Genomic DNA, 21,041 nt, shown 5'->3' with positions numbered 1-21,041 from the left:
GCGTACCTCGAATCCTGCCGGGCTGGGACGGGGTGCGTTGAGGGCCGACTGTAGCGGCCCCTGGCCCGGCGTGCGCGTTTCACCATCGTGCGGTGCCCAAACGGACACCGCCATGACGTACGCCACACAGTACGCATAAATCCGGCATTGTGGACAGGTTGAAAGTCACAACCGCCTCATCAGTAACACCAGTTGACGCGTGTAACGCGTCGACGGCACTTGACGCGCACCCTTGGCGGGGGGTTTGCTGCGAGTGATCGCTCGATGACAGTCCACGATTTGCTCACAACAGGACCCAAGACGGTGTCCCCACCACCCCCTCTGGGCCGCGGCCGAAAGCGCGCTGCCCACGCCTACGACGCGGCCCTCGACGACGCCGAGCTCGCCGCCGCCCGCACCGCCCTCGCCCAGGGCAGGTGGCAGACGGCCCGCTCGCTGCTCGCCCGGACCGGCGACGAGTGGGACCGCAGAGGGCACCGCGTCACCGTCCTCGCCCGGGAGCAGTACTGCGTCCCCTGGACCCGCGACTGGCTGCTCGCCGAGCCCGACTCCGTGGACGCCGCCGTCCTGCTGGCCCTCGCCCAGGTGCAGCGCGCCCTGCGCGGCAAGGAGAAGCCGCCGCGCGCCCGTGAGTCCTGCCATGCCGCCGCCGCGCTCGCCCCCGCCGACCCCACGCCCTGGCTGGGTCTGCTCATGCTGGAGAAGGCTCTGGGCGCCGAGCCGGAGGTGCTGCGCCTCTTCGCCGAGGTCCGCGCCCGGTACGCCGACCACCATCACGCCCACCACCTGGTGATCGCCCGGATCGCCGAGCACCAGTCCGGCACCGGCACCGACCCGCTGCACGAGGTCTACGACTTCGCCAACGCGGCCGCGGAACGGGCGCCCGCCGACTCCCCGCTCGCCGTCCTGCCGGTCATCGCCCATGCCGAGCGCTACCGCGTTCTCGCGGCGGCGGGCCACGAGCCGCGGGACGCGGCCGCCTCCGGGCACTGGACGGGCCGCCGGGCCCGGCAGGTGATGCGCGCCGCCTTCGACTGGTGGCTGGAATGGGAGCAGGAGGGCCACCCGCGCCGGCTGATCGACCTGAACTTCCTCGCCCACGCCAAGGTGTGCGAGGGCCGGGGCGCCGAGGCCGCCGCGCTCTTCCACCGCATCGGCGAACACGCCACCCCGTCGCCGTGGTCCTACCCCGACCGCGATCCGTACTCCGCCTTCCGCAGCGCCCGCGACACCGCGCTCGGCACGGCCTAGGGGCCGGCGGGGGAGAACCGCTCGACATCGCCCGACCAGGACGCACCGCCCCGACGAACACGCACCGACACCGACCGCACACCAGCGCCCCCGACCCGACGAAGGACGGTCATTCGATGACGACGGGCAGTTCCAGCACGAGCAGAGCCACCGCCGACGGCGGCGGCATCAGTACGTTCAAAGGACAGGACCGCGCCCTGCGCGCCGACCGGCTGGGCACGACGGGCCTGCTGCTGTCCGTGCTCGCCGCCACCGCGCCCCTCATGGTCGTCGCGGGTGTCATGCCCACCACCTTCGGGGTGATGGGTGTCCTCGGCCAGCCGCTGCTCTTCGTGATCCTCGGCGTCGTCCTCGCCCTGTTCAGCGTCGGGTACGCCGAGATGAGCCGGCACGTCCACAACGCCGGCGCCTTCTACGCCTACATCTCCCGCGGCCTCGGCGGCACGGCCGGCGCCGGCGCCGCGATGGTCGCGCTCGTCGCCTACAACGCGCTCCAGGTCGGCATCTACGGCATCTTCGGCTTCGAGGTCTCCGGGCTGTTCGCCACCTACCTCGACACCGAGATCGCCTGGTGGATACCGGCGTCGCTGGCGGTGCTCGCCGTCGGCGCGCTCGGCTGGCTGAAGATCGACCTCAACGCGCGCGTGCTCGGCGTGCTGCTGATCATCGAGGTCGTCCTCGTGGTCATCTTCGACGTCGCGGCCATCGCCGACCCGGCGAAGGAGGGCCTGTCCCTGCACGCCTTCAACCCGGACACCCTCAGCGGAGCGGGCATCGGCACCGCCCTGTGCTTCTGCGTCGCCGCCTTCCTCGGCTTCGAGCAGGCCCCCGTCTACGCCGAGGAGACCAGCCGCCCGCACGTCCTCGTGCCCCGCGTGATGTTCCTGGCCATCGGCGGCATCGCGGTCTTCTACACGATCAGCTGCTGGGCGTACACCGTCGCCGCGGGGCCGTCGGCGATCGTCGGCGCCGCGCAGGACCAGAGCGCCGGGCTGCTGTTCTTCCTCACCGAGGACCTGCTCGGCAACACGTTCACCGACGTGCTGCACGTGCTCTTCGTGACCGGCATGTTCGCCGCGATGCTCAGCTTCCACAACGTCGTCGCGCGCTACGCCTTCGCCATGGGCCGCGAGGGCCTGCTGCCCGCCGCGTTCGGCCGCACCAGCGGCGCGAGCGGCGCCCCCGGCACGGGATCGCTGCTCCAGACCGCGATCGCGCTCGTGGTCGTCGCCGTCTTCGCCCTCACCGACGACAAGCCGACCGGCGACCCGACCGCGCCGGTGCTGCACCTGTTCACCTGGATGGGCAACCTCGGCGCACTGGGCGTCGCCGCGCTGATGGCCGCGGCCTCGGTCTCCGTCATCGCCTTCTTCGTGCGCCGCGGGGCCGTCGCCGCCCAGTTCTGGCGCCTTGCCGCCTCCGGGCTCTCGGTCGTCGGGCTGCTGTTCATCGTCGTCTACACCGTCAAGGACTTCGACGTCCTGATCGGCGCGGGCCCCGGCTCCACCCTCAGCTGGGCGCTGCCCGCCGTCATCGTCCTGGCCCTGGCCGCCGGCGTCGCCCAGGGCCTGCTGCTGCGCTCCCGCGCCCCCGAGCGGCACGCCCGCATCGGGCTCGGCAACGAGGCGTTCCAGCTGGACAAGGCGGCGACGGAGACGCCGTAGCGGCGGCCTCGGGACCGCGGCCACGTAAGAACTGATTACGGAACTCTGACGAGCACCCGCGATCCCTGGTCCCGCTGGGGTCGCGGGTGTTCGAATGAGGAGGTGAACCCCGAACAGCCCGCAGCGCGCGACGAGGAACCGGGCGAGGGGAAGGGAAGGCCGATCGGCCGCCGTGTCCTCCTCGGCACCCTCGGTCTGGGCGCCCTCGGCGTCGTCACCGCGCCCACCCTCCAGCGCGGCCTGGAGTCCTTCCTCGCGGGCGCCTCCGACAAGGACCCCACCGGCCTGACGGACCTGCTGCCCAACGGCGGCGGCTTCCGCTACTACTCGGTGACCTCCTCCGTACCCCGCAAGACCGCCACCACCTACCGCCTCACCGTCGACGGCCTCGTCGACCGCCCCGGGTCCTACACCCTCGCCGACCTGCGCGCCCTGCCACAGACCCGGCTGGTGCGCGACGTCCAGTGCGTCACCGGCTGGCGGGTCCCGGGCACGCCCTTCGAAGGAGTGCGCCTGTCCCGGCTGCTGGACGCCGCGGGAGTGCGCGAGGGGGCCGGCGCGGTCCGCTTCACCTGCTTCGACGGCGCCTACAGCGAGAGCCTCACGCTCGACCAGGCCCGCCGCGCGGACGTCCTGGTCGCCCTGCGCATGCAGGACAAGGACCTCGGCCACGCCCACGGCGGCCCCGCCCGCCTCTACGTCGCCCCCATGTACTTCTACAAGTCCGCCAAGTGGCTCTCCGGCATCACCGTCACCAAGGACGTGAAGCCGGGCTACTGGGAGGAACGGGGCTACGACGTCGACGCCTGGGTCGGCCGCTCGAACGGACGCGACGATGAGCCTACGACTTGACGCCCCCGGCGCGGCCACCGGCGTCCGGCGCTTCGGCCGGGCCACGCGCTGGGTGCACCGCACGACGGCCGTGCTGATGGGCGTGTGCGTGGTGACGGCGGCCTGCCTGTACATCCCGCAGTTGGCCGAACTCGTCGGCCGCCGCGAGCTGGTGGTCCGCATCCACGAGTGGGCCGGCCTCGCCCTGCCGGTGCCCGTCCTGGCCGGCCTCGCCTCCCGGCTGTTCCGCGCCGACCTGGGCTTCCTCAACCGCTTCGGCCCGCACGACCGTGTCTGGCTGCGGGCTGCCGTGCGGCGCGACAAGCGGCGGTCCTCGCGTCCGGCGGGGAAGTTCAACGCCGGGCAGAAGATCTACGCGGCCTGGATAGCGGGCGCGACGCTGGTGATGCTCGGCACCGGCCTGATCATGTGGTTCACGCATCTCACGCCCCTTCAGTGGCGCACCAGCGCGACGTTCGTCCATGACTGGCTGGCTCTCACGATCGGGATCGTTCTCGCCGGTCACATCGGGATGGCGCTGGGGGATCCGGAGGCCCGCCGCGGCATGCGCACCGGCTCGGTCAGCCGGGAATGGGCCGAGCGGGAGCACCGGCTGTGGCGACCGTGACGGGCGCTTCGCTGTGAGGGCCGTGCCGGGTCGTGGTCCGGGTGCGGGCCGGTGGGGGCTTGTTGCGCAGTTCCCCGCGCCCCTCAGGGAGTGGCCGGACCGTCAGTTGCTTCGTCCGGGGCGTTCGGTTCGGGCAGGGCAACCGTGAATGCCGTCGGCAGCCGGACCTCCGTACCGCCGTACCGTACGGCCACGTCCGTCAGGCCCGGCGCCGGCAGCGGTACGACCACCGACAGCACCGCCCGGTCACTCGGCACCGGCACCTCCTGACCTCCGATGCTCACGCCCCCGCCGCTCGGCAGTTCCGCCGGGTCGAAGTACATGTCCGCCGGCTCGATGCCGATCGTCTCGCCCGGAATCGCCGTTCCGTCACCTCCCGTGTCGCCGCCACCGCCTCCGGGAGTCTCCTCGGTACCGGGCTCGCGGCGCTTCCGGGGAAGGCGCTTCAGCTGATCGCCGGGGCGAGTCCAAGCCCGCCCGAGTCAGCCCTCGAAGTCCAGCAGCACCTTGCACGACCGGCTCCGGTCGGCCGCCAGCGCGAACGCCGCCTCGGCCTGCCGCACCGGCACCACCGCAGTGACCAGCCCGTCGAACGAGCCCTCGACGGCGAGCAGTTCCAGCGCCGCGTCGAACTCCGTGTCGAAGCGGAACGCCCCGCGCAGCTCGATCTCCCGGCTCACCACGAGGTTGCCCGCAAACGGACTGTGCCCCGGCGGCAGCATCCCCAGCTGCACCACGACACCGCCCCGCCGCACCAGCCGCAGACAGGTGTCCAGTCCGCCGGCCACCCCGGACGCCTCGATCGCCACGTCCACCTCGGCGGGCCACCCGGCACCGCCGGGATCGTCGGCCCGGACGGCGGTGTCGGCCCCGGCGGCGCGGGCGTACTCCAGCGCCGCCGGCAGCAGGTCCGTCACCGTCACGCCCGCCGCGCCGGCCGCCCTCGCCGCCGCGACCACCAGACACCCGATGGGCCCGGCGCCGGTGACCAGGACATGCCTGCCGGCCACGTCCCCGGCCCGCCGCACGGCGTGCAGCGCGACGGACAGCGGCTCGGCGAGCGCCGCCCGGCGCGGGTCGAGTCCGGCCGGGAGCGGCCGCAACTGGTCGGCGGGGACGACGACTCGGGCCGCGAATCCACCCTGTACGTGCGGGAAGCGTGCCGCGCTGCCGAGATAGCGGGTGTCACGGCAGACGTTGCGCCGCCCGTCCGCGCACTCGGGGCAGTGGCCGCAGGGCGTGGCGGGGTGGACCGCGACGGCCGTACCGGCGAGGGGGCCCGACGCCCCGTCGCCGTACGCGACGACCGTCCCGACCACCTCGTGCCCGAGCAGCATCGGCTCCCGCAGCCGGAAGTCGCCGACCCCGCCGTGCCGCCAGTAGTGCAGGTCGGAGCCGCAGACCCCGCCGTACCGGACGGCCACCAGCGCCTGTCCGGGGCCCGGCAGCGGGGCCGGGAGTTCCTCCACCCGCAGGTCGCCCCGACCGTGGATCACACAACCGAGCATCCCTCGGGCCTCCTTCACAGCACGCTGGTCATGCCGCCGTCGACGTACAGCACCTGCCCGCCCACGAAGTCCGCGGCCGGGGAGGCGAGGAAGAGCAGCCCGCCCACCAGGTCCTCGGTGCGTCCCCAGCGTCCGGCCGGGGTGCGGCGGCGCACCCAGGCGCTGAACTCCTCGTCCTCGACGAGGGGCCGGGTCAGCTCGGTCTCGATGTAGCCGGGGCCCAGGGCGTTGACCTGGACGCCGCAGGGACCCCAGTCGGCGCACATGCCCTTGGTGAGCATCTTCAGGGCGCCCTTGGTGGCCGCGTACGGCGCGATGCCGGGGCGGACCACCTCGCTCTGGAGGGAGCAGATGTTCACGATCTTTCCGTGACCGCGTTCCGTCATCCGGCGGGCCGCCTCCCGGCCCACCAGGAACGCGCTGGTGAGATTGGTGTCCAGGATGCGGTGCCAGTCCGCGTCCCCGAACTCCAGCAGGGGCGCGCGCAGTTGCATCCCCGCGTTGTTGACCAGGATGTCGAGCGGGCCCACCCGCTCCTCGACGTCCGCGATCCCGGCGGCCACCGACGGGCCGTCGGTCACGTCGAACGCGGCCGTGCGGACGTCGCCGGGGAGTTCCCCGGCGGCCTCGGCGAGACGTTCCGCGTCGCGTCCGTTGAGGACGACCGTGCAGCCGGCCTCGGCCAGACCGCGGGCGAGCGCGAGGCCGATGCCCCGGCTGGAGCCGGTGACCAGGGCCGTGCGGCCGCTGATGTCGAAGAGCGGGTGGCTCACGGACGTACCCCTAGATCACGAGCGAGAGCAGCAGGACCAGACCGCCGGCGACCACCGAGATGATCGTCTCCATGACGGACCAGGTCTTGACGGTCTGTCCGACGTTCAGGCCGAAGTACTCCTTCACCAGCCAGAAGCCGGCGTCGTTGACATGGCTGAAGAACAGCGAGCCGGCGCCGATGGCGAGGACCAGCAGGGCCGCGTGGGTCGTCGACATGTCGGCCGCGAGCGGGGCGACCAGACCGGCCGCGGAGACCGTGGCGACCGTCGCCGAGCCCGTCGCCAGCCGGATCGCCACCGCGATCAGCCAGGCCAGCAGCAGCGCCGGGATCGACCAGTCCTTGGAGATGTCCAGGACCATCTGGCCGACGCCGGTGTCGATCAGCGTCTGCTTGAAGCCGCCGCCGGCGCCCACGATGAGCAGGATGCCCGCGATGGGGGCGAGGCTCTTCTCGACCAGCGGCGAGATCCGCTCCTTGCTGAAGCCCGCGGGCCCGAGCAGGGTGAAGATGCCGACGAGCACGGAGGCCAGCAGCGCGATCAGCGGCGAGCCGATGACGTCGAAGACCCGCTGCACGGTGTTCTCCGGGTCGTCGACGACTATGTCGACCAGGGCCTTGGAGAGCATCAGGACGACGGGCAGCAGGATGGTCGTGAGCGTGGCGCCGAAGCCGGGCCGCTTCTCCAGGTCCTCCGAGACACGCTGCGGAATCATCCGGTCCGGAGCCGGGACGTCCACCCAACGGGCCGCGTACCGCGAGAACAGCGGCCCCGCGATGATCACCGTCGGAATGGCGACGAGGACGCCGAGCGCCAGCGTCACACCCAGGTTGGCGCCGATCGCGTCGATGGCGACCAGCGGGCCCGGGTGCGGCGGGACCAGACCGTGCATCACGGACAGCCCGGCGAGGGCGGGGATGCCGATGCGCATCAGGGAGTAGTTGCCGCGCCTGGCGACCATCAGCGCGACCGGGATCAGCAGTACGACGCCGACCTCGAAGAACAGCGGCAGACCGATCACCGAGGCGATCAGCACCATCGCCCAGGGCATGGAACGGCCGCTCGCCCTGGCGAGGATGGTGTCGACGATCTGATCGGCGCCGCCGGAGTCGGCGAGCATCTTGCCGAGGATCGCGCCGAGCGCGATCAGCACACCCACGCCGGCCACGGTGGTGCCGAGCCCGGTGGTGAAGCTGACGATGACCTTGTCGAGCGGAGCCCCGGCGAGCGCGCCGAGCACCAGCGAGCCGAGGGTCAGCGACAGGAAGGCGTGGAGCTTGAACTTGGTGATGAGCAGGACGATGACGGCGATGCCCACCAGGACGGCGACACCGAGCTGAGCGTGGCCGGCCGAGGTGATGGGCTCGACGGTGTCCGCTGCCAGCATCTCGACGCTGAGTCTGGTCACGGGGGTTCCCTTGCAGATACGGGGGTCGGGGGAGGGGGTACTGCCGTGGGGGGTGTCCGGCGGCTGCCGGGGGTGGAGCGGGGGTGGTGCGGAAGGTGCGGGTTACGCGGCCGACTCGGGAATCCCGCTCAGCGCTTCGACGGCCCGTTCGGTGATCTCCTCGGGGCTGCCCGCGACATCCACCGCGACCCCGGCCTCGTCGGCCCGGAGCGGCTGCAGCGTGGCGAACTGCGAGTCCAGCAGCGCGGTCGGCATGAAGTGCCCCTGCCGGTGCGCCATCCGGTCCTCGATGAGGGCCCGGTCGCCGCTGAGGTGCACGAACACGACTCCGGGCGCCTCGGCCCGCAGCCGGTCACGGTACGACCGCTTCAGTGCCGAGCAGCTGACGACCCCGCCGAGCCCGGCCCGTCCGTGCGCCCAGGTGCCGATGGCGTCGAGCCAGGGCCACCTGTCGTCGTCTTCGAGCGGGACGCCGGCCGACATCTTGGCGATGTTGGCCGGCGGGTGGAAGTCGTCGCCCTCGGCGTAGGGGACGCCGAGCCGGGCGGCGAGCAGGGGACCGATGGTGGTCTTCCCGGTGCCCGCGACGCCCATGACCACGACGACATGGGGGGTACTCATCGCTGCCTCACTGTCTGCTGTCCTCGTCGACACGTGATGTCGACGCCCATGAAACGCATTAGGTACGACGAATTCAAGAGTGTGTGATGTATAAGTCTGACTTTTTAAGATCGTGATCCACCGCGTACGCTGAGTGCATGACCACTCCGGGCCGGGGTCTGCACGGCCATGTACTGGAAACACTCGGCCCCGCGATCACCGCCGGCGAGTACCCGCCGGGCAGTGTCCTGCGCACCGACGAACTGGCGCAGCGCTTCGATGTGTCCCGCTCGGTGATGCGCGAGGCGGTCCGCGTCCTGGAGTCCATGCACCTGGTGGAGTCCCGCCGTCGCGTCGGTGTGACGGTCCGCCGGAAGTCCGAGTGGAACGTCTACGACCCCCAGGTCATCCGCTGGCGGCTGGCCGGCGCCGACCGCGCCCGGCAGCTGCGCTCACTCACCGTCCTGCGCTCGGCGATCGAACCGGCCGCCGCCGGCCTCGCCGCGAAGCACGCCACCGCCGAGCAGTGCGCCGAACTCACCGAGTGCGCCCTCGGTATGGTCGCCCACTCCCGCGGCCACCAGCTGGAGGGCTACCTGATCCACGACGTCGCCTTCCACCGCGTCGTCCTCAACGCCTCCGGCAACGAGATGTTCGCGCGCCTCGGCGACGTCGTGGCCGAGGTCCTCACGGGCCGCACCCACCACGAGATCATGTTCGAGGACCCCGACCCCGCCGCCGTCACCCTCCACGTCCAGGTCGCCGAGGCGATCCGCGCCGGCGACGCCGCCCGCGCGGAACACCTGACCCGCGAGATCACGGTCGGGGCACTTCAGGAGCTGGACATCCTGGCGCCGTGATCCGCGGAGGTCAGTCCAGGAACTCCCCGTCCACGTACACCCAGGCCCCGTCCACCCGCTCGAACCGGCTGCGCTCGTGCAGCGAGCCGCCCCGGTAGGAGGCACGGAAGGTCACCGTGCCCGCGGTGTGGAACGCCGAACCGTGCGTCGTGGCCAGGATCTCAAGGCCGGTCCACCGCATCCCCGGATCGAGGTCCAGCCGGGCGGGCCGCGTCCGTGGATGCCAGGTGCGCAGCAGGTACGCCGTATCGCCCTTGACGAACGCGCTGTAGCGCGAGCGCATCAGAGCCTCGGCGGTCGGCGCGGCGGCGGAGGCCGAGTGGAAGCGGCCGCAGCACTCGTCGTACGGCTCGGACCGCCCGCACGGGCAGGAACGCATGGTCATGGCCCTAGCCCGCCGCCCGTGTCTCGGCCCCCGGCAGCGGCGGCAGCGCCGCCCCGTGCAACCACGCCTGCAACAGCTCGTCCACCGGCTCGCTCGCGAAGCGGGCCACATGGGAGGTGAACGCCGCCGTCGTCACCGTGCCGCCCCGGTGCAGCTGACCCCAGCTGCGCAGCATGCGGAAGAAGGCGATGTCGCCCAGCGCGCAGCGCACCGCGTGCAGGGTCAGCCCCCCGCGCTCGTAGAGCCGGTCGTCGAACATCGCCTTGCGGCCCGGGTCGGCCAGCCGCAGGTCCTGCGGCATCGACGCCAGCAACCGGTGCGCCGCGGAGGCGAGTTGCTGCGCGGTCCGCCCGCCCGAGCGCTCCGACCACAGCCACTCCGCGTACTTCGCGAGCCCCTCGTTCAGCCAGATGTGCCGCCAGTCCGCGATGGACACGCTGTTGCCGAACCACTGGTGCGCCAGCTCGTGCGCCACCAGCCGCTCCGAACCCCGCGCCCCGTCCACGTGGTTGGCGCCGAACAGCGACAACCCCTGTGCCTCGACGGGCACATCGAGTTCCTCCTCGGTCACCACGACCGCGTACTCGTCGAACGGGTACGGCCCGAACAGCTCCTGGAAGACGTCCATCATCTGCGGCTGACGCGCGAAGTCCCGCGAGAAGTCCGCCAGCAGATGCGCCGGGATGTGCCCGTGCTGCGGCACCCCGCCGAGGCCCGGGTCGCCCAGCAGCACCGTCTGGTACTTCCCGATCGACAGCCCGACGAGATAGCTGGACGTCGGCGCGGCCTGCTCGTAGACCCAGGTGGTCGTGCTCGCCTTCGTCGTCCGGGTCAGCAGCCGCCCGCCCGCGACCACCGCGTACGCCGACGGCGTGGTGATCGAGATCTGGTACGACGCCTTGTCGGCCGGCCGGTCGTTGCACGGATACCACGACGGCGCCCCGATCGGCTGGCTCGCCACCAGCGCCCCGTCCTCCAGCTCCTCCCAACCGACACCGCCCCACGGGCTGTTCACCGGCTTGGGATTGCCCGACCAGTGCACCTCGACCGTGAAGGCCGCCCCGGCCCGGACCGGCTTCGCCGGGCGCACCCGCAGTCTGCCGCCGCGGTGCGTGTAGTGCGGCTGGCGCCCGTCCACCCGGACCCGCCCGATCTTGAAGTCCGCGAGGTTCAGCACGAACTCGGCCAGTGGGGAGCGCCCCGCGATCGCGTTGATCCGGGCCGTCCCCGACAGCCGGTTCGGGCCCGGGCGGTAGTCCAGCGCCAGCTCGTACCGGTGCACCCGGTAGCGGGGATCGCCGTGCTCCGGGAAGTACGGGTCCGCGCCCGCCGCCTGCTGAACTGCCACTGCTGTCTGTGCTCCCTGCGCCGTACTGCTGCCACTGCGTGCCGGCCCACCGCTCTCCGGCCCGGGGCGGGCCGTGCTCAGGGACGCCATGCCTCGATCGGGTTGCCGAGCCAACGGGTGTCGTCGGGCACCGACTCCGCCGCCATGACCAGCGAGGCGGGACCCAGAGTCGTGCGGGCCCCGATCGCGCTGCCGGGCAGGACGATCCCGCCAGGACCCAGCGTCGCGCCCTCACGGAGGACCACAGTATCCGTCCGCAAGATCCGGTCGTGGAAGAGGTGTGTCTGCAGCACACAGCCCCGGTTCACGGTCGCGGCGTCCTCCAAGGTCACCAGGTCCGTCTCCGGCAGCCAGTAGCTGTCCACCCACACGCCCCTGCCGATCCGCGCGCCGAGCCCCCGCAGCCACGCCGTCATCACCGGCGTACCCGGTACCGAGCCCGCCAACCACGGCACGGCGAGCACCTCGACGAAGGTGTCGGCCAGCTCGTTGCGCCACACGAAGGACGACCACAGCGGATGCTCCCCGCTGCGGTGCCGCCCCACGAGCAGCCACTTCGCGACGATCGACACCAGCCCGGCGGCGGCGCCCGCCGCGAGCAGCACCAGCCCGGACAGCAGCGGCGCCCGGACGCCCAGCACACACAGCGCGGCGACCGTCAGCACCGCGATGCCCGCCGAGCAGAACACCGGCACGATCCGGCACAGCTCCACCAGGCCGCGCGCCCACAGCAGCCGGGCCGGCGGGTCGTACGTCCGGCTCCGGTCGCCGTCGGACGCGGCACGCGGCAGCTTGACCGGCGGCAGCCCCAGGTACGAGGTGCCCTTCTTCGCCTTCTTCGGCGTCGCCGACAGCACCCCGACAAGCCCGCCGTCGGGCACGGTCCGCCCGGGCCCGGTCATCCCCGAGTTCCCGAGGAACGCCCGTCGCCCGATCTCCGCGCGCCCGATCCGCATCCAGCCGCCACCGAGTTCGTACGGCGCGGTCAGCGTGTCGTCGGCCAGGAACGCGCCCTCGCCGACCGTCGTCAGACTCGGCAGCGCGAGCACCGTGGACACCTCGGCGCCCCGCCCGATCCGCATCCCGAGCAGCCGCAGCCACACCGGCGTGGCCAGCCCGGCGTACAGCGGGAACAGCGTGTCGCGGGCCCGGTCCATGAGCTGCGTGACGGTCCAGGCCTGCCAGCCGACCCTGCTGTGCGTGGGATGCGTGCCCTCGCGCAGCCCGAGGCTCAGCAGCCGTACGGAGATCAGGATCAGCAGCGCGTACGCCGCCCCGAAGGCCAGCGTCGCCGGTACGAGGGCCAGCGCGGCGCCCGCCAGGGGCGACTCCGGCGTGAAGAACACCCGGCCCACGAGGAACGCGGCCGCACCGGCCAGCACGGGCAGCGCGCTCAGCGCGAAGCCGGTCAGGCCGTACATCACCCGCCAGTACGTGCCGCGCCGCGGCCGCTCCCCCGGCCAGTTGCGCTTGGCCTTGCCGAGCTTGACCGCGGGCGCGCCCGCCCAGCGCTGCCCGGTCGGGACCTGCCCGGTCACCGCCGAACCGGGCGCCACCTCGGCCCGCTTGCCGACCCGGGCACCCGGGAAGAGCATGCTGCGGGTGCCGACGACGGCATGCGCGCCGACCTTGACCGAGCCGATCTCCAGCCGGTCCCCGTCCAGCCAGTACCCGGACAGATCCACCTCGGACTCGACCGCCGCGCCACGCCCCAGCTTCAGCAGCCCGGTGACCGGCGGCAGCGAGTGCAGGTCCACCTCGGGCCCGACCTTGGCGCCCAGCGCCCGCGCGTACCGCTCCAGCCAGGCCCCGGTCAGCGAGGTCGCCCCGCTGAACTCGGCCAGCCGCTCGGCCGTCCACAGCCGCAGATGCACACGGCCACCGCGCGGGTACCGGCCCGGCTTCACGCCCCTGAGCAGCAGCCGCGCCCCGCCGGCGGCCAGCGCGAGCCGCCCCGGCGGGCTGAACAGTGCCACCGCCCCGGCCGTGAGCAGCCACCAGGGCGCCGTCGGCAGCCACCCGTAGGCGGGCAGCAGGTTCCCGAGCGCGGCCAGCACGACCGTCCAGCGCAGGCCCAGCAGCGTGAACAGCGGCACGAGCAGCAGAAGCTGGATCAGCTGCGCACGCCGGGGGACCGGCGCGACGATCCGCTCCGCCCCGTCGTCGTGCGCGGACTCCTCAAGACGCCGCGCCAGCTTGCGCAGCACCGGCTGCTGGTAGATGTCCAGGACGGCCGAGCTCGGATAGCGCGTCCGCAGCCGCGTGGTCAGCCGCGCGGCGGCCAGACTGCCGCCGCCGATCGCGAAGAAGTCGTCGGAGGCGCTGGTGACGGGGATGCCGAGGACCTCGGTCCACTGCTCCGCCAGCCACGCCTCGGTGCCGTACAGATGCTCCGCAGGACCGCCCGTCTCCAGACCCTCCAGCGGCCAGGGCAGCGCGTTGCGGTCGACCTTGCCCGAGGTACGGGTCGGCAGGTCGTCGACCGGCGTGAGCAGCGGCACGAGCGCGGCGGGCAGCTCCGCCCGCAGCTTCTGCACGGCCACTGCCTGGTCCCAGCCGTCCTGCGTGACGACGTACCCGACGAGGAGCTGATTGCCGCTGCGGGCGGTCCGTACGGCGGCGGCCGCACCGGCGACACCGGGCAGCGCCTGGAGCGCGGCATCCACCTCGCCGAGCTCGATCCGCCGCCCGCCGAGCTTGATCTGCTCGTCGGCCCGGCCGAGGAAGACCAGCCCCTCCGGCTCCGCCTTGACGAGGTCACCGCTGCGGTACGCCCGCTCCCAGCCCAGCGACCGAAGCGGGGCGTACTTCTCCGCGTCCTTCTCGGCGTCGAGATACCGCGCGAGACCGACCCCGCCGATCACCAGCTGCCCGCTCGCGCCCATCGGCACGGGCTCCCCGGCCTCGTCCACGACGGCCAGCTCCCAGCCGTTCAGCGGCAGCCCGATCCGGATCGGCTCCTCGCCGCTCATCAGCGCCGCACAGGCCACCACGGTCGCCTCGGTGGGCCCGTAGGTGTTCCAGACCTCGCGGCCCTCGGTCACCAGCCGCTGCGTCAGCTCCGGCGGGCAGGCCTCACCGCCGAAGATCAGCAGCCGTACGTCGTTGAGGGTCTCCGGCTCCCAGAGCGCGGCGAGCGTGGGCACGGTCGACACGACCGTGATCTCCTGCTCCACCAGCCACGGCCCGAGATCCGCACCGCTCCTGACCTGCGCACGCGGCACCGGCACCAGACAGGCGCCGTACCGCCAGGCCAGCCACATCTCCTCGCAGGACGCGTCGAAGGCGACCGAGAGGCCCGCCATGACCCGGTCGCCGGGCCCGATCGGCTCCTCGGTGAGGAACAGCGCGGCCTCGGCGTCCACGAACGCGGCGGCACTTCGGTGCGAGACGGCGACGCCCTTCGGCTTCCCGGTCGAGCCGGACGTGAAGATGATCCAGGCGTCGTGCCCGACCCCGGGGCGCGCGGCGGGAACGTCACTGCGGGAGTGCACGGTCAGTTCGTGCCCGGCGCCCACGACGGCCCGTACGTCCGCCTCGCCGAACACCAGCTCGGCCCGCTCGTCCGGGTCCTCGGCGTCCACCGGGACATAGGCGGCGCCGGCCGCGAGCACGGCGAGGATCGCGACGTACAGGTCGTTGGTGCCGGACGGCACCCGCACGCCCACGCGGTCCCCGAGCCCGACCCCGGCCGCGCCGAGCGCGCGCCGCAGCCGCTCCACCTCGATCGCCAGCGCCCGGTAGGTCAGGCTGGTCGTGCCGTCGTCCAGCGCCGGCTCGTCCGGGAAGGACCGCACCGACGCGTCGAAGACGTCGACGAGCGTGCGTGGGGAGGCCGCGAGGCCTCCGGAGAAACGGGCCGTGTCGCCGAACTTCTCGCGGAGTTCTTCGTCGAGCAGGCCGAGAGCATCGCTCTCGTGTATCGCTGCCATCCGGTCCTCGCGTCTCGATCCCGGATGCCTCCGGGGCGCTGGCGGGCCCGCAGGTTTGCCTGGGGTTGTCCGGCTCCAGCTCCGTAACAAGCCGGAAATTTTAGTACGACGCTAGGTTCGGGGTCGGGGAACGGCCACTCGGAGCACCCGTTCGAGGCTGCTCCGGGTACCGGTGCACCCACGCTGACCTGGCGATCTTCGACCGAACGAGACATCGCCCACACAGTGCGTGACAACGCGGTCGACGCAGCGTCCGGATGGCCCACTCCGGGATGCCGGGATCCCCGCGTTCGGCGGGAATGGACTTGAGCCGCGGCGGGTCGCGGCCGGTGTCCCGATGCCGGAGGGCGGATGTCGAACCCACCACAGGGAAGTCGTGCGACCAAGATCCTCAGAAGCACGGCCTCGGCGGTACTGATCGTCCTCGCGTGCATCCTGGTCCCCGTCACCGTGATCACGGTATGGGTGCACGACTTCGCCCTCGACACGGACCGCTACGTCAAGACGATGAAGCCGCTCGCCACCGACCGCGACATCGAGGACGCCGTCCGCCACCGGCTCGTCGACGCGGTCGACGTCCGAGTCAACGGCAAGCAGGTCACCTCCGACATCTCCGACTGGCTGAAGTCGCAGGGCCTGCCGCCCCGCGCGGCCGACGCCGTCAAGGCACTGGCCCCGCAGGTGGACGAGGCGGTCAACGCCGCCGCGGACCGGGTGGCGAAGCGCTTCGTGGAGAGCGACCGGTTCGAGAAACTGTGGGTCACGGCGAACCGGACGGCCCACTCGGCCGTGGTGCACGCCCTCACGGGCGAGGGGCGCGGGGCCATCGGCGTCGAGGAGGGCACCGTCACCCTCGACGTCGGCACCGCAGTGGAGCAGGTCAAGAAGGAACTGGTGAACGCCGGTATCCAGCCCGCTTCCAAGATCCCGGCCGTCGAGAAACAGGTGGTCCTGTTCAAGTCCGACGAACTCGACCAGTTCCAGGACGCCGCGCACGCGCTGGACCTGGCCGGCTACTGGATGCCGGTGATCACCGTGCTGCTCGGGGCGGTGGGCGTCCTGCTGGCCCGCCGGCGCCGCCGCGCCCTGGCGAAGGCGGCCCTGGGAGCGGCCTTCGGCTGTCTCGTCGTGGCCATCGCCCTCGTCATCGCCCGCCGCTACTACCTGGACCACCTGCCGCCGACCGTCCTGTCCGAGCCGGCCGCCGCCTCCGTCTTCGACACCCTTCTGCGCTTCCTGAAGGTCACCCTGCGGACCGTGATCGTGCTCGGTGTGGTCGTCGCCCTCGGCGCCTACTTCGTCGGCCCCGGGCGGCTGCCGCGCGCGGTGCGCGGCTGGGCCGAGCAGGGCGCGGACACCACGGCCGGGTGGGCGGGCTCGCACGGCGTCACCACGGGCCGGGTCGGCACCTGGACCGAGGCCAACCGCAAGTGGCTCACCGGCGGCGTCCTGCTGGTGATCACGCTGGTGTTCGCGCTGTGGAACAACCCCACGGTCGTCACGGTCGTGGTCCTGGTGATCATCCTGCTCGCGGCGCTCGCGGTGATCGCCCTGCTCGCGGCCGACGGCCGCGGAAACGCCCGGGGAACCCCGGAAAAGCAAGAAACCCCTGGTTGACAGGGGTTTCAGCCGGTGTCCGAGGGGGGACTTGAACCCCCACGCCCGATAAAGGGCACTAGCACCTCAAGCTAGCGCGTCTGCCATTCCGCCACCCGGACAAGGTGTCTGTCGTGCGGGGTCTCCCCCGCGGCGACACAGGAAACATTACCAGGCTTTCGAGGGGTGCCCGATCACCCCCCGTCGCGACGTGAACGGCGTGTGACGGGTCGCGGCCGGTCTTGGGCAGGGCCGTGGTCGGGGGGAGGATGAGGGGACCACCAGCAGCGACCGCGCGGAAGGAAGCAGCGTGAGCGACACGGACACGGCCAGGGGCGTCGCCGGCGAGGACGAGGTCGTGGACCTCTGCCGCGAGCTGATCCAGATCGACACCAGCAACTACGGCGACCACTCGGGACCCGGCGAGCGCAAGGCGGCCGAGTACGTCGCCGAGAAGCTCGCGGAGGTGGGCCTCGAACCGCAGATCTTCGAGTCGCACCCGGGGCGCGCCTCCACGGTGGCCCGCATCCAGGGCGAGGACCCCTCCAGGCCCGCGCTGCTGATCCACGGCCACACCGACGTCGTACCGGCCAACGCCGACGACTGGACCCACCACCCCTTCTCGGGCGAGGTCACCGACGGATGCGTGTGGGGGCGTGGTGCCGTCGACATGAAGGACATGGACGCGATGACCCTGGCGGTCGTCCGTGACCGGCTGCGCAGCGGTCGCAGGCCGCCGCGGGACATCGTCCTCGCGTTCCTCGCCGACGAGGAGGCCGGCGGCAAGTTCGGCGCCCGCTTCCTGGTCGACAAGCACCCGGACCTCTTCGAGGGCGTCACCGAGGCGATCAGCGAGGTGGGCGGCTTCTCCTTCACGGTGAGCGAGCAGCGGCGCCTCTATCTGATCCAGACCGCAGAGAAGGGCATGCACTGGATGAAGCTGACCGTGGCCGGCACCGCCGGGCACGGTTCGATGATCCACCGGGACAACGCGATCACCGAGCTGTCGGAGGCGGTCGCGCGGCTGGGCCGGCACAAGTTCCCGGTGCGGGTCACCAAGACCACCCGGGCCTTCCTCGACGAGCTCGGCGACGCCCTCGGCACCGATCTGGACCCGGAGAACATGGAGGGCACCCTCGCCAGGCTCGGCGGCATCGCCAAGCTCATCGGCGCGACCCTCAGCAACACGGCCAACCCCACCCAGCTCGGCGCCGGCTACAAGGTCAACGTCATCCCCGGCGAGGCCACCGCCCATGTCGACGGCCGCTTCCTGCCCGGCTTCGAGGAGGAGTTCCTCGCCGACCTCGACAAGATCCTCGGCCCCGGGGTCAGGCGCGAGGACGTGCACTCCGACAAGGCCGTCGAGACGAGCTTCGACGGGGCTCTCGTGGACGCCATGCAGTCCGCGCTGGTCGCCGAGGACCCGGCCGCGAAGGCGATCCCGTACATGCTCTCCGGCGGCACGGACGCCAAGTCGTTCGACGACCTCGGAATCCGGGGCTTCGGCTTCGCCCCGCTGAAGCTGCCGCCGGAGCTGGACTTCGCCGGCATGTTCCACGGCGTCGACGAGCGGGTGCCCGTGGACGGGCTGAAATTCGGGGTCCGTGTACTCGACAGGTTCATCGACGCGTCCTGAAAGGGCCCGCCGTCACAGCCATTCGGTAATCGTCCAGACGTACTGGCCGTGACTGGCGAGAGTGAACGCGCTCATAGGGTCGTAGCCCTATTAGTTCCTCCTCGTTACAGGTGATGCGATCAGCTACTTGTGATCGCATTGCCAACAAGGAGGAATAATGATCAAGAAGGTCGTCGCCGCTGCGGCTGCCACCGGTGGGCTGGTTCTCGCGGGCGCGGGCCTGGCCGTCGCCGACTCGGGTGCCCAGGGTGCCGCGGTGCACTCCCCGGGTGTCCTGTCCGGCAACGTGGTCCAGGTTCCGGTTCACGTCCCCGTGAACGTCTGCGGCAACACGATCTCGGTGATCGGGCTGCTGAACCCCGCCTTCGGCAACACCTGCATCAACAAGTGACGTTGTGCCTCGCCCCGTGATGCGGGGCTGAGCCCGTCGGCCCCGGAGCGCGCGCCATGCGCTCCGGGGCCGACCGGCCTTTCGGACGTCGGTCGAATTCCGACGTCGTCGTTTCGAAACAGCGTCGAAGGCAGGTAATCAGCAAATGCGACAGGTCACCCGCAAGGGCCTGATGACCGTGGCGGCCGCGACCGGCGTCATCGCCGCGGCGGGCGGCACGGCCCATGCGACCGGTGCGGGAGCGCACGGCTCCAGCGTGAACTCGCCCGGCGTGCTGTCGGGCAACACGGTGCAGGTACCGGTGCACGTGCCGGTCAACGTCTGCGGCAACACCGTGAACGTCGTCGGGGTGCTCAACCCGGCAACCGGCAACAGCTGCACCAACGGGGGCGGTCACGGTGGCTCCAACGGCGGCGGGGGCTCGTCCTCCGACGGCCACGCCAGTGACTCGCCCGGCGTCGGCTCCGGCAACCACGTCGAGGTGCCGGTCCATGTGCCGGTGAACGTGTGCGGCAACAGCGTGGACGTCATCGGCATCGGCAACCCCAGCGCGGACAACGACTGCGGCAACGGCGGCGGTCACAACTCGCCGGGCAACCCCGGCAACCCCGGCAATCCGGGGAACCCCGGTAACCCGGGAGAGCCCGGGAATCCGGGGGAGCCCGGGAATCCGGGGGAGCCCGGTAACCCCGGTAACCCGGGAAACCCGGGCAATCCTGGTGAGCCCGGCAACCCTGGTAACCCGGGCAATCCGGGGAACCCCGGTAACCCCGGGGAGCCGAACCAGCCCGGTACCCCGAGCACGCCGCCCGGTTCCGGCGGCGAGACTCCGGGCGGTGGCTCCTCGCACCCGAACCAGCCGGGCGCGCACTTCGTCACCCAGCCCCGGGGCGAGGCGGAACTCGCCCGGACCGGCAGCGACCTGCCGCTGGGCCTCGTCCTCCCGGTGGGTGCGGGCGCGCTGCTGGCGGGAGCGGTGCTGTACCGCAAGGCACGGCCGTCGCAGTAGAGCGGCCCGCCAGGAGGCTGTGACCTCCGGTACGAACGGAGCGGGCCCCGCACCGGCGGGGCCCGCTCCGTATGTTTCCTGTCCGGCGCCCTTGCTCACCACGTGGCCCGCACCTGCCGGATGATCCGGCGGCGCAACCGCACCCTGCGGCTTCCGTCCCGCAGCAGGCTCAGGCGGTCCAACTCCCAGTGTCCGTACTCGGCATGGTCCGTCAACAGGCGTGTGGCGTCCTTGCGGGAGACCCCGCGAGGTACGTACACGTCGACAAATTCGTATTCCGGCATCGCATCTATTGTGCGGGCTGGGGCCCGGTACGGATAGCGTCTGCACTATGTCTGATGCTGTGCAGCCCACCGCTGCCGAGGTACGCGCCGCCGCCGAGGCGGTCAAGACCGCGCTCGACCGCCATCTGGCCGCGGTCGAACGCCGGTCGGGGGAGGACGACCCGGCCGTCTACGAGGCGTTCAACCAGCTGGCCGCGGCCGCCGAGGCCTACGACGAGCTGCTCTACGACCGCTACGACGAGGTCACACCCTTCGAGATCCCCGGTACGGAGGACGCGCTGCCGCCGTACACGGGCCCCGAGGAACCGAACGCGCTGAGCGTGCTGATCCGCCGCGACTACGCGGTGGCGGAGCCGCAGCGGCTGCTGGCGCAGGCCCAGCGGGTCGAGGCGGCGGACTACGACGACGGTGCGGACGGCGAGGCCTCCGGCACGGTGCACGGGGCGCTGGGCATCCTGTTCGGCGAGTTCGAGCCGGACGAGATCGCCTCCCGGCACAAGGAGTTCGGCCTGGAGGAGGGTGACTCGACGCTCTGGGTGACCGCGGCGGACGACCAGACCGATCCCGGCGAATGGCTGGAGGCACCCTTCGAGGGGGTCGACCCGCAGCGGGTGGTCTGCCGCTTCGACGTCAGCACGGTGTTCGACGACGACCTCGACGACGAGGACACGGCCGGAGGCACGCGCAGGCGGCTCACGGTGGACTCCGACGGGGACATCGATGGGGACATCGAGGACGAGCTGGACACCGACCTCGACGAGGACGACCTCGAACCCATGGACGCGGATCGCTGAACCACGGCGAACGGCCGTCCGGGCGGCGGCGGTCACGGAAGCCTCAGCTCCGTGACCGCCGCCGTCGCGCGTCCGGGCGCCGGACGTCGTCGCGGCAGGCACCGGTGCCGGCCACGCGCACCCGTGCTAGCCACACATCGTCG

At 72.0% G+C, this 21,041-nt stretch carries 19 protein-coding genes and 1 tRNA gene; 10 read left to right on the top strand and 10 right to left on the bottom strand.

Going from position 1 to position 21,041, the window contains the following annotated elements; translation table 11 throughout:
• Nucleotides 1-303: 303 nt before the first annotated feature.
• The 4 genes from AC3ETA_RS28830 to AC3ETA_RS28815 all read left to right on the top strand — a co-directional run bounded on the left by AC3ETA_RS28830 (nucleotide 304) and on the right by AC3ETA_RS28815 (nucleotide 4,374).
• On the top strand, nucleotides 304-1,251 hold the full coding sequence (locus AC3ETA_RS28830; RefSeq protein WP_432195815.1) for a hypothetical protein: 948 nt from the start codon (nucleotides 304-306) through the stop codon (nucleotides 1,249-1,251).
• A 116-nt stretch (nucleotides 1,252-1,367) separates the two neighbouring features.
• Entirely contained in the window at nucleotides 1,368-2,915 is a 1,548-nt protein-coding gene (locus AC3ETA_RS28825; RefSeq protein ID WP_432195814.1) for an APC family permease, read from the top strand.
• A 102-nt stretch (nucleotides 2,916-3,017) separates the two neighbouring features.
• Nucleotides 3,018-3,767 carry a molybdopterin-dependent oxidoreductase gene (locus AC3ETA_RS28820; protein WP_432195813.1) on the top strand — a complete coding sequence of 250 codons (750 nt, stop codon included), beginning with the start codon at nucleotides 3,018-3,020 and terminating at the stop codon, nucleotides 3,765-3,767.
• The gene (locus AC3ETA_RS28815; RefSeq protein WP_432195812.1) at nucleotides 3,751-4,374 is read left to right on the top strand and encodes a cytochrome b/b6 domain-containing protein; all 624 of its coding nucleotides are present in this window, start codon (nucleotides 3,751-3,753) and stop codon (nucleotides 4,372-4,374) included. Before AC3ETA_RS28820 ends, AC3ETA_RS28815 begins: the two co-directional genes overlap by 17 nt.
• A gap of 83 nt (nucleotides 4,375-4,457) precedes the next feature.
• Here AC3ETA_RS28815 and AC3ETA_RS28810 read toward each other — a convergent pair whose 3' ends face one another.
• From AC3ETA_RS28810 to AC3ETA_RS28790, 5 genes are all read right to left on the bottom strand, one after another.
• Nucleotides 4,458-4,697, bottom strand: a complete 240-nt coding sequence (locus AC3ETA_RS28810) for a hypothetical protein (RefSeq protein ID WP_432195811.1) — start codon at nucleotides 4,695-4,697, stop codon at nucleotides 4,458-4,460.
• Between the two features lie 159 nt (nucleotides 4,698-4,856).
• Nucleotides 4,857-5,882, bottom strand: a complete 1,026-nt coding sequence (locus AC3ETA_RS28805) for an L-idonate 5-dehydrogenase (protein ID WP_432195810.1) — start codon at nucleotides 5,880-5,882, stop codon at nucleotides 4,857-4,859.
• Nucleotides 5,883-5,896: 14 nt separating this feature from the next.
• Nucleotides 5,897-6,655 (bottom strand): SDR family oxidoreductase, encoded by a 759-nt coding sequence (locus AC3ETA_RS28800; RefSeq protein WP_432195809.1) that lies wholly within the window; start codon nucleotides 6,653-6,655, stop codon nucleotides 5,897-5,899.
• Between the two features lie 10 nt (nucleotides 6,656-6,665).
• Nucleotides 6,666-8,063: a GntP family permease gene (locus AC3ETA_RS28795; protein WP_432195808.1), complete on the bottom strand. Its 1,398-nt coding sequence runs from the start codon at nucleotides 8,061-8,063 to the stop codon at nucleotides 6,666-6,668.
• Between the two features lie 102 nt (nucleotides 8,064-8,165).
• On the bottom strand, nucleotides 8,166-8,684 hold the full coding sequence (locus AC3ETA_RS28790; RefSeq protein ID WP_432195807.1) for a gluconokinase: 519 nt from the start codon (nucleotides 8,682-8,684) through the stop codon (nucleotides 8,166-8,168).
• Between the two features lie 137 nt (nucleotides 8,685-8,821).
• Here AC3ETA_RS28790 and AC3ETA_RS28785 point away from each other — a divergent pair, with 137 nt between their 5' ends.
• Nucleotides 8,822-9,523, top strand: coding sequence for a FadR/GntR family transcriptional regulator (locus tag AC3ETA_RS28785; RefSeq protein WP_432195806.1), 702 nt, complete (start codon nucleotides 8,822-8,824; stop codon nucleotides 9,521-9,523).
• A 10-nt stretch (nucleotides 9,524-9,533) separates the two neighbouring features.
• Here AC3ETA_RS28785 and AC3ETA_RS28780 read toward each other — a convergent pair whose 3' ends face one another.
• The 3 genes from AC3ETA_RS28780 to AC3ETA_RS28770 form a co-directional block, all read right to left on the bottom strand.
• On the bottom strand, nucleotides 9,534-9,908 hold the full coding sequence (locus AC3ETA_RS28780) for a YchJ family protein (protein ID WP_432195805.1): 375 nt from the start codon (nucleotides 9,906-9,908) through the stop codon (nucleotides 9,534-9,536).
• 4 nt (nucleotides 9,909-9,912) lie between these two features.
• Complete coding sequence (locus AC3ETA_RS28775; RefSeq protein ID WP_432195804.1) at nucleotides 9,913-11,256, bottom strand: M1 family metallopeptidase; 1,344 nt, start codon at nucleotides 11,254-11,256, stop codon at nucleotides 9,913-9,915.
• Between the two features lie 77 nt (nucleotides 11,257-11,333).
• Nucleotides 11,334-15,188 carry a Pls/PosA family non-ribosomal peptide synthetase gene (locus AC3ETA_RS28770; protein WP_432195803.1) on the bottom strand — a complete coding sequence of 1,285 codons (3,855 nt, stop codon included), beginning with the start codon at nucleotides 15,186-15,188 and terminating at the stop codon, nucleotides 11,334-11,336.
• A 351-nt stretch (nucleotides 15,189-15,539) separates the two neighbouring features.
• Between AC3ETA_RS28770 and AC3ETA_RS28765 the strand changes: the two genes are divergently transcribed.
• On the top strand, nucleotides 15,540-16,805 hold the full coding sequence (locus AC3ETA_RS28765; protein WP_432195802.1) for a hypothetical protein: 1,266 nt from the start codon (nucleotides 15,540-15,542) through the stop codon (nucleotides 16,803-16,805).
• A gap of 16 nt (nucleotides 16,806-16,821) precedes the next feature.
• On the opposite strand, the gene AC3ETA_RS28760 is transcribed toward AC3ETA_RS28765, so the two are convergent.
• Nucleotides 16,822-16,906, bottom strand: a tRNA-Leu gene (locus tag AC3ETA_RS28760).
• 188 nt (nucleotides 16,907-17,094) lie between these two features.
• Here AC3ETA_RS28760 and AC3ETA_RS28755 point away from each other — a divergent pair.
• The 3 genes from AC3ETA_RS28755 to AC3ETA_RS28745 all read left to right on the top strand — a co-directional run bounded on the left by AC3ETA_RS28755 (nucleotide 17,095) and on the right by AC3ETA_RS28745 (nucleotide 19,820).
• Nucleotides 17,095-18,420: a M20/M25/M40 family metallo-hydrolase gene (locus tag AC3ETA_RS28755; protein ID WP_432195801.1), complete on the top strand. Its 1,326-nt coding sequence runs from the start codon at nucleotides 17,095-17,097 to the stop codon at nucleotides 18,418-18,420.
• A 157-nt stretch (nucleotides 18,421-18,577) separates the two neighbouring features.
• Nucleotides 18,578-18,811, top strand: a complete 234-nt coding sequence (gene chpH, locus AC3ETA_RS28750) for a chaplin ChpH (protein WP_030954008.1) — start codon at nucleotides 18,578-18,580, stop codon at nucleotides 18,809-18,811.
• 145 nt (nucleotides 18,812-18,956) lie between these two features.
• Entirely contained in the window at nucleotides 18,957-19,820 is an 864-nt protein-coding gene (locus tag AC3ETA_RS28745) for a chaplin (RefSeq protein WP_432195800.1), read from the top strand.
• 95 nt (nucleotides 19,821-19,915) lie between these two features.
• Here the strand turns inward: AC3ETA_RS28745 and AC3ETA_RS28740 are convergent, their stop codons facing one another.
• Entirely contained in the window at nucleotides 19,916-20,104 is a 189-nt protein-coding gene (locus AC3ETA_RS28740) for a DUF5703 family protein (protein WP_005485166.1), read from the bottom strand.
• Nucleotides 20,105-20,151: 47 nt separating this feature from the next.
• On the opposite strand from AC3ETA_RS28740, the gene AC3ETA_RS28735 reads away from it, so the two are divergent.
• Complete coding sequence (locus tag AC3ETA_RS28735; protein WP_432195799.1) at nucleotides 20,152-20,898, top strand: hypothetical protein; 747 nt, start codon at nucleotides 20,152-20,154, stop codon at nucleotides 20,896-20,898.
• Nucleotides 20,899-21,041 lie beyond the last annotated feature (143 nt).

Source organism: Streptomyces sp. bgisy027, assembly GCF_057710365.1.
Note: the sequence above shows the minus strand (reverse complement) of the source record. Positions and strands in the feature narration are given on the sequence as shown.

Bases quoted from the DNA above. Each gene is read 5' to 3' on its own strand.
- AC3ETA_RS28770 (WP_432195803.1), bottom strand. From the start codon at position 15,188: ATGGCAGCGATACACGAGAGCGATGCTCTCGGCCTGCTCGACGAAGAA.
- chpH (WP_030954008.1), top strand. From the start codon at position 18,578: ATGATCAAGAAGGTCGTCGCCGCTGCGGCTGCCACCGGTGGGCTGGTT.
- AC3ETA_RS28815 (WP_432195812.1), top strand. From the start codon at position 3,751: ATGAGCCTACGACTTGACGCCCCCGGCGCGGCCACCGGCGTCCGGCGC.
- AC3ETA_RS28785 (WP_432195806.1), top strand. From the start codon at position 8,822: ATGACCACTCCGGGCCGGGGTCTGCACGGCCATGTACTGGAAACACTC.
- AC3ETA_RS28805 (WP_432195810.1), bottom strand. From the start codon at position 5,882: ATGCTCGGTTGTGTGATCCACGGTCGGGGCGACCTGCGGGTGGAGGAA.
- AC3ETA_RS28745 (WP_432195800.1), top strand. From the start codon at position 18,957: ATGCGACAGGTCACCCGCAAGGGCCTGATGACCGTGGCGGCCGCGACC.
- AC3ETA_RS28790 (WP_432195807.1), bottom strand. From the start codon at position 8,684: ATGAGTACCCCCCATGTCGTCGTGGTCATGGGCGTCGCGGGCACCGGG.
- AC3ETA_RS28765 (WP_432195802.1), top strand. From the start codon at position 15,540: ATGTCGAACCCACCACAGGGAAGTCGTGCGACCAAGATCCTCAGAAGC.
- AC3ETA_RS28780 (WP_432195805.1), bottom strand. From the start codon at position 9,908: ATGACCATGCGTTCCTGCCCGTGCGGGCGGTCCGAGCCGTACGACGAG.
- AC3ETA_RS28810 (WP_432195811.1), bottom strand. From the start codon at position 4,697: ATGTACTTCGACCCGGCGGAACTGCCGAGCGGCGGGGGCGTGAGCATC.
- AC3ETA_RS28740 (WP_005485166.1), bottom strand. From the start codon at position 20,104: ATGCCGGAATACGAATTTGTCGACGTGTACGTACCTCGCGGGGTCTCC.
- AC3ETA_RS28825 (WP_432195814.1), top strand. From the start codon at position 1,368: ATGACGACGGGCAGTTCCAGCACGAGCAGAGCCACCGCCGACGGCGGC.
- AC3ETA_RS28735 (WP_432195799.1), top strand. From the start codon at position 20,152: ATGTCTGATGCTGTGCAGCCCACCGCTGCCGAGGTACGCGCCGCCGCC.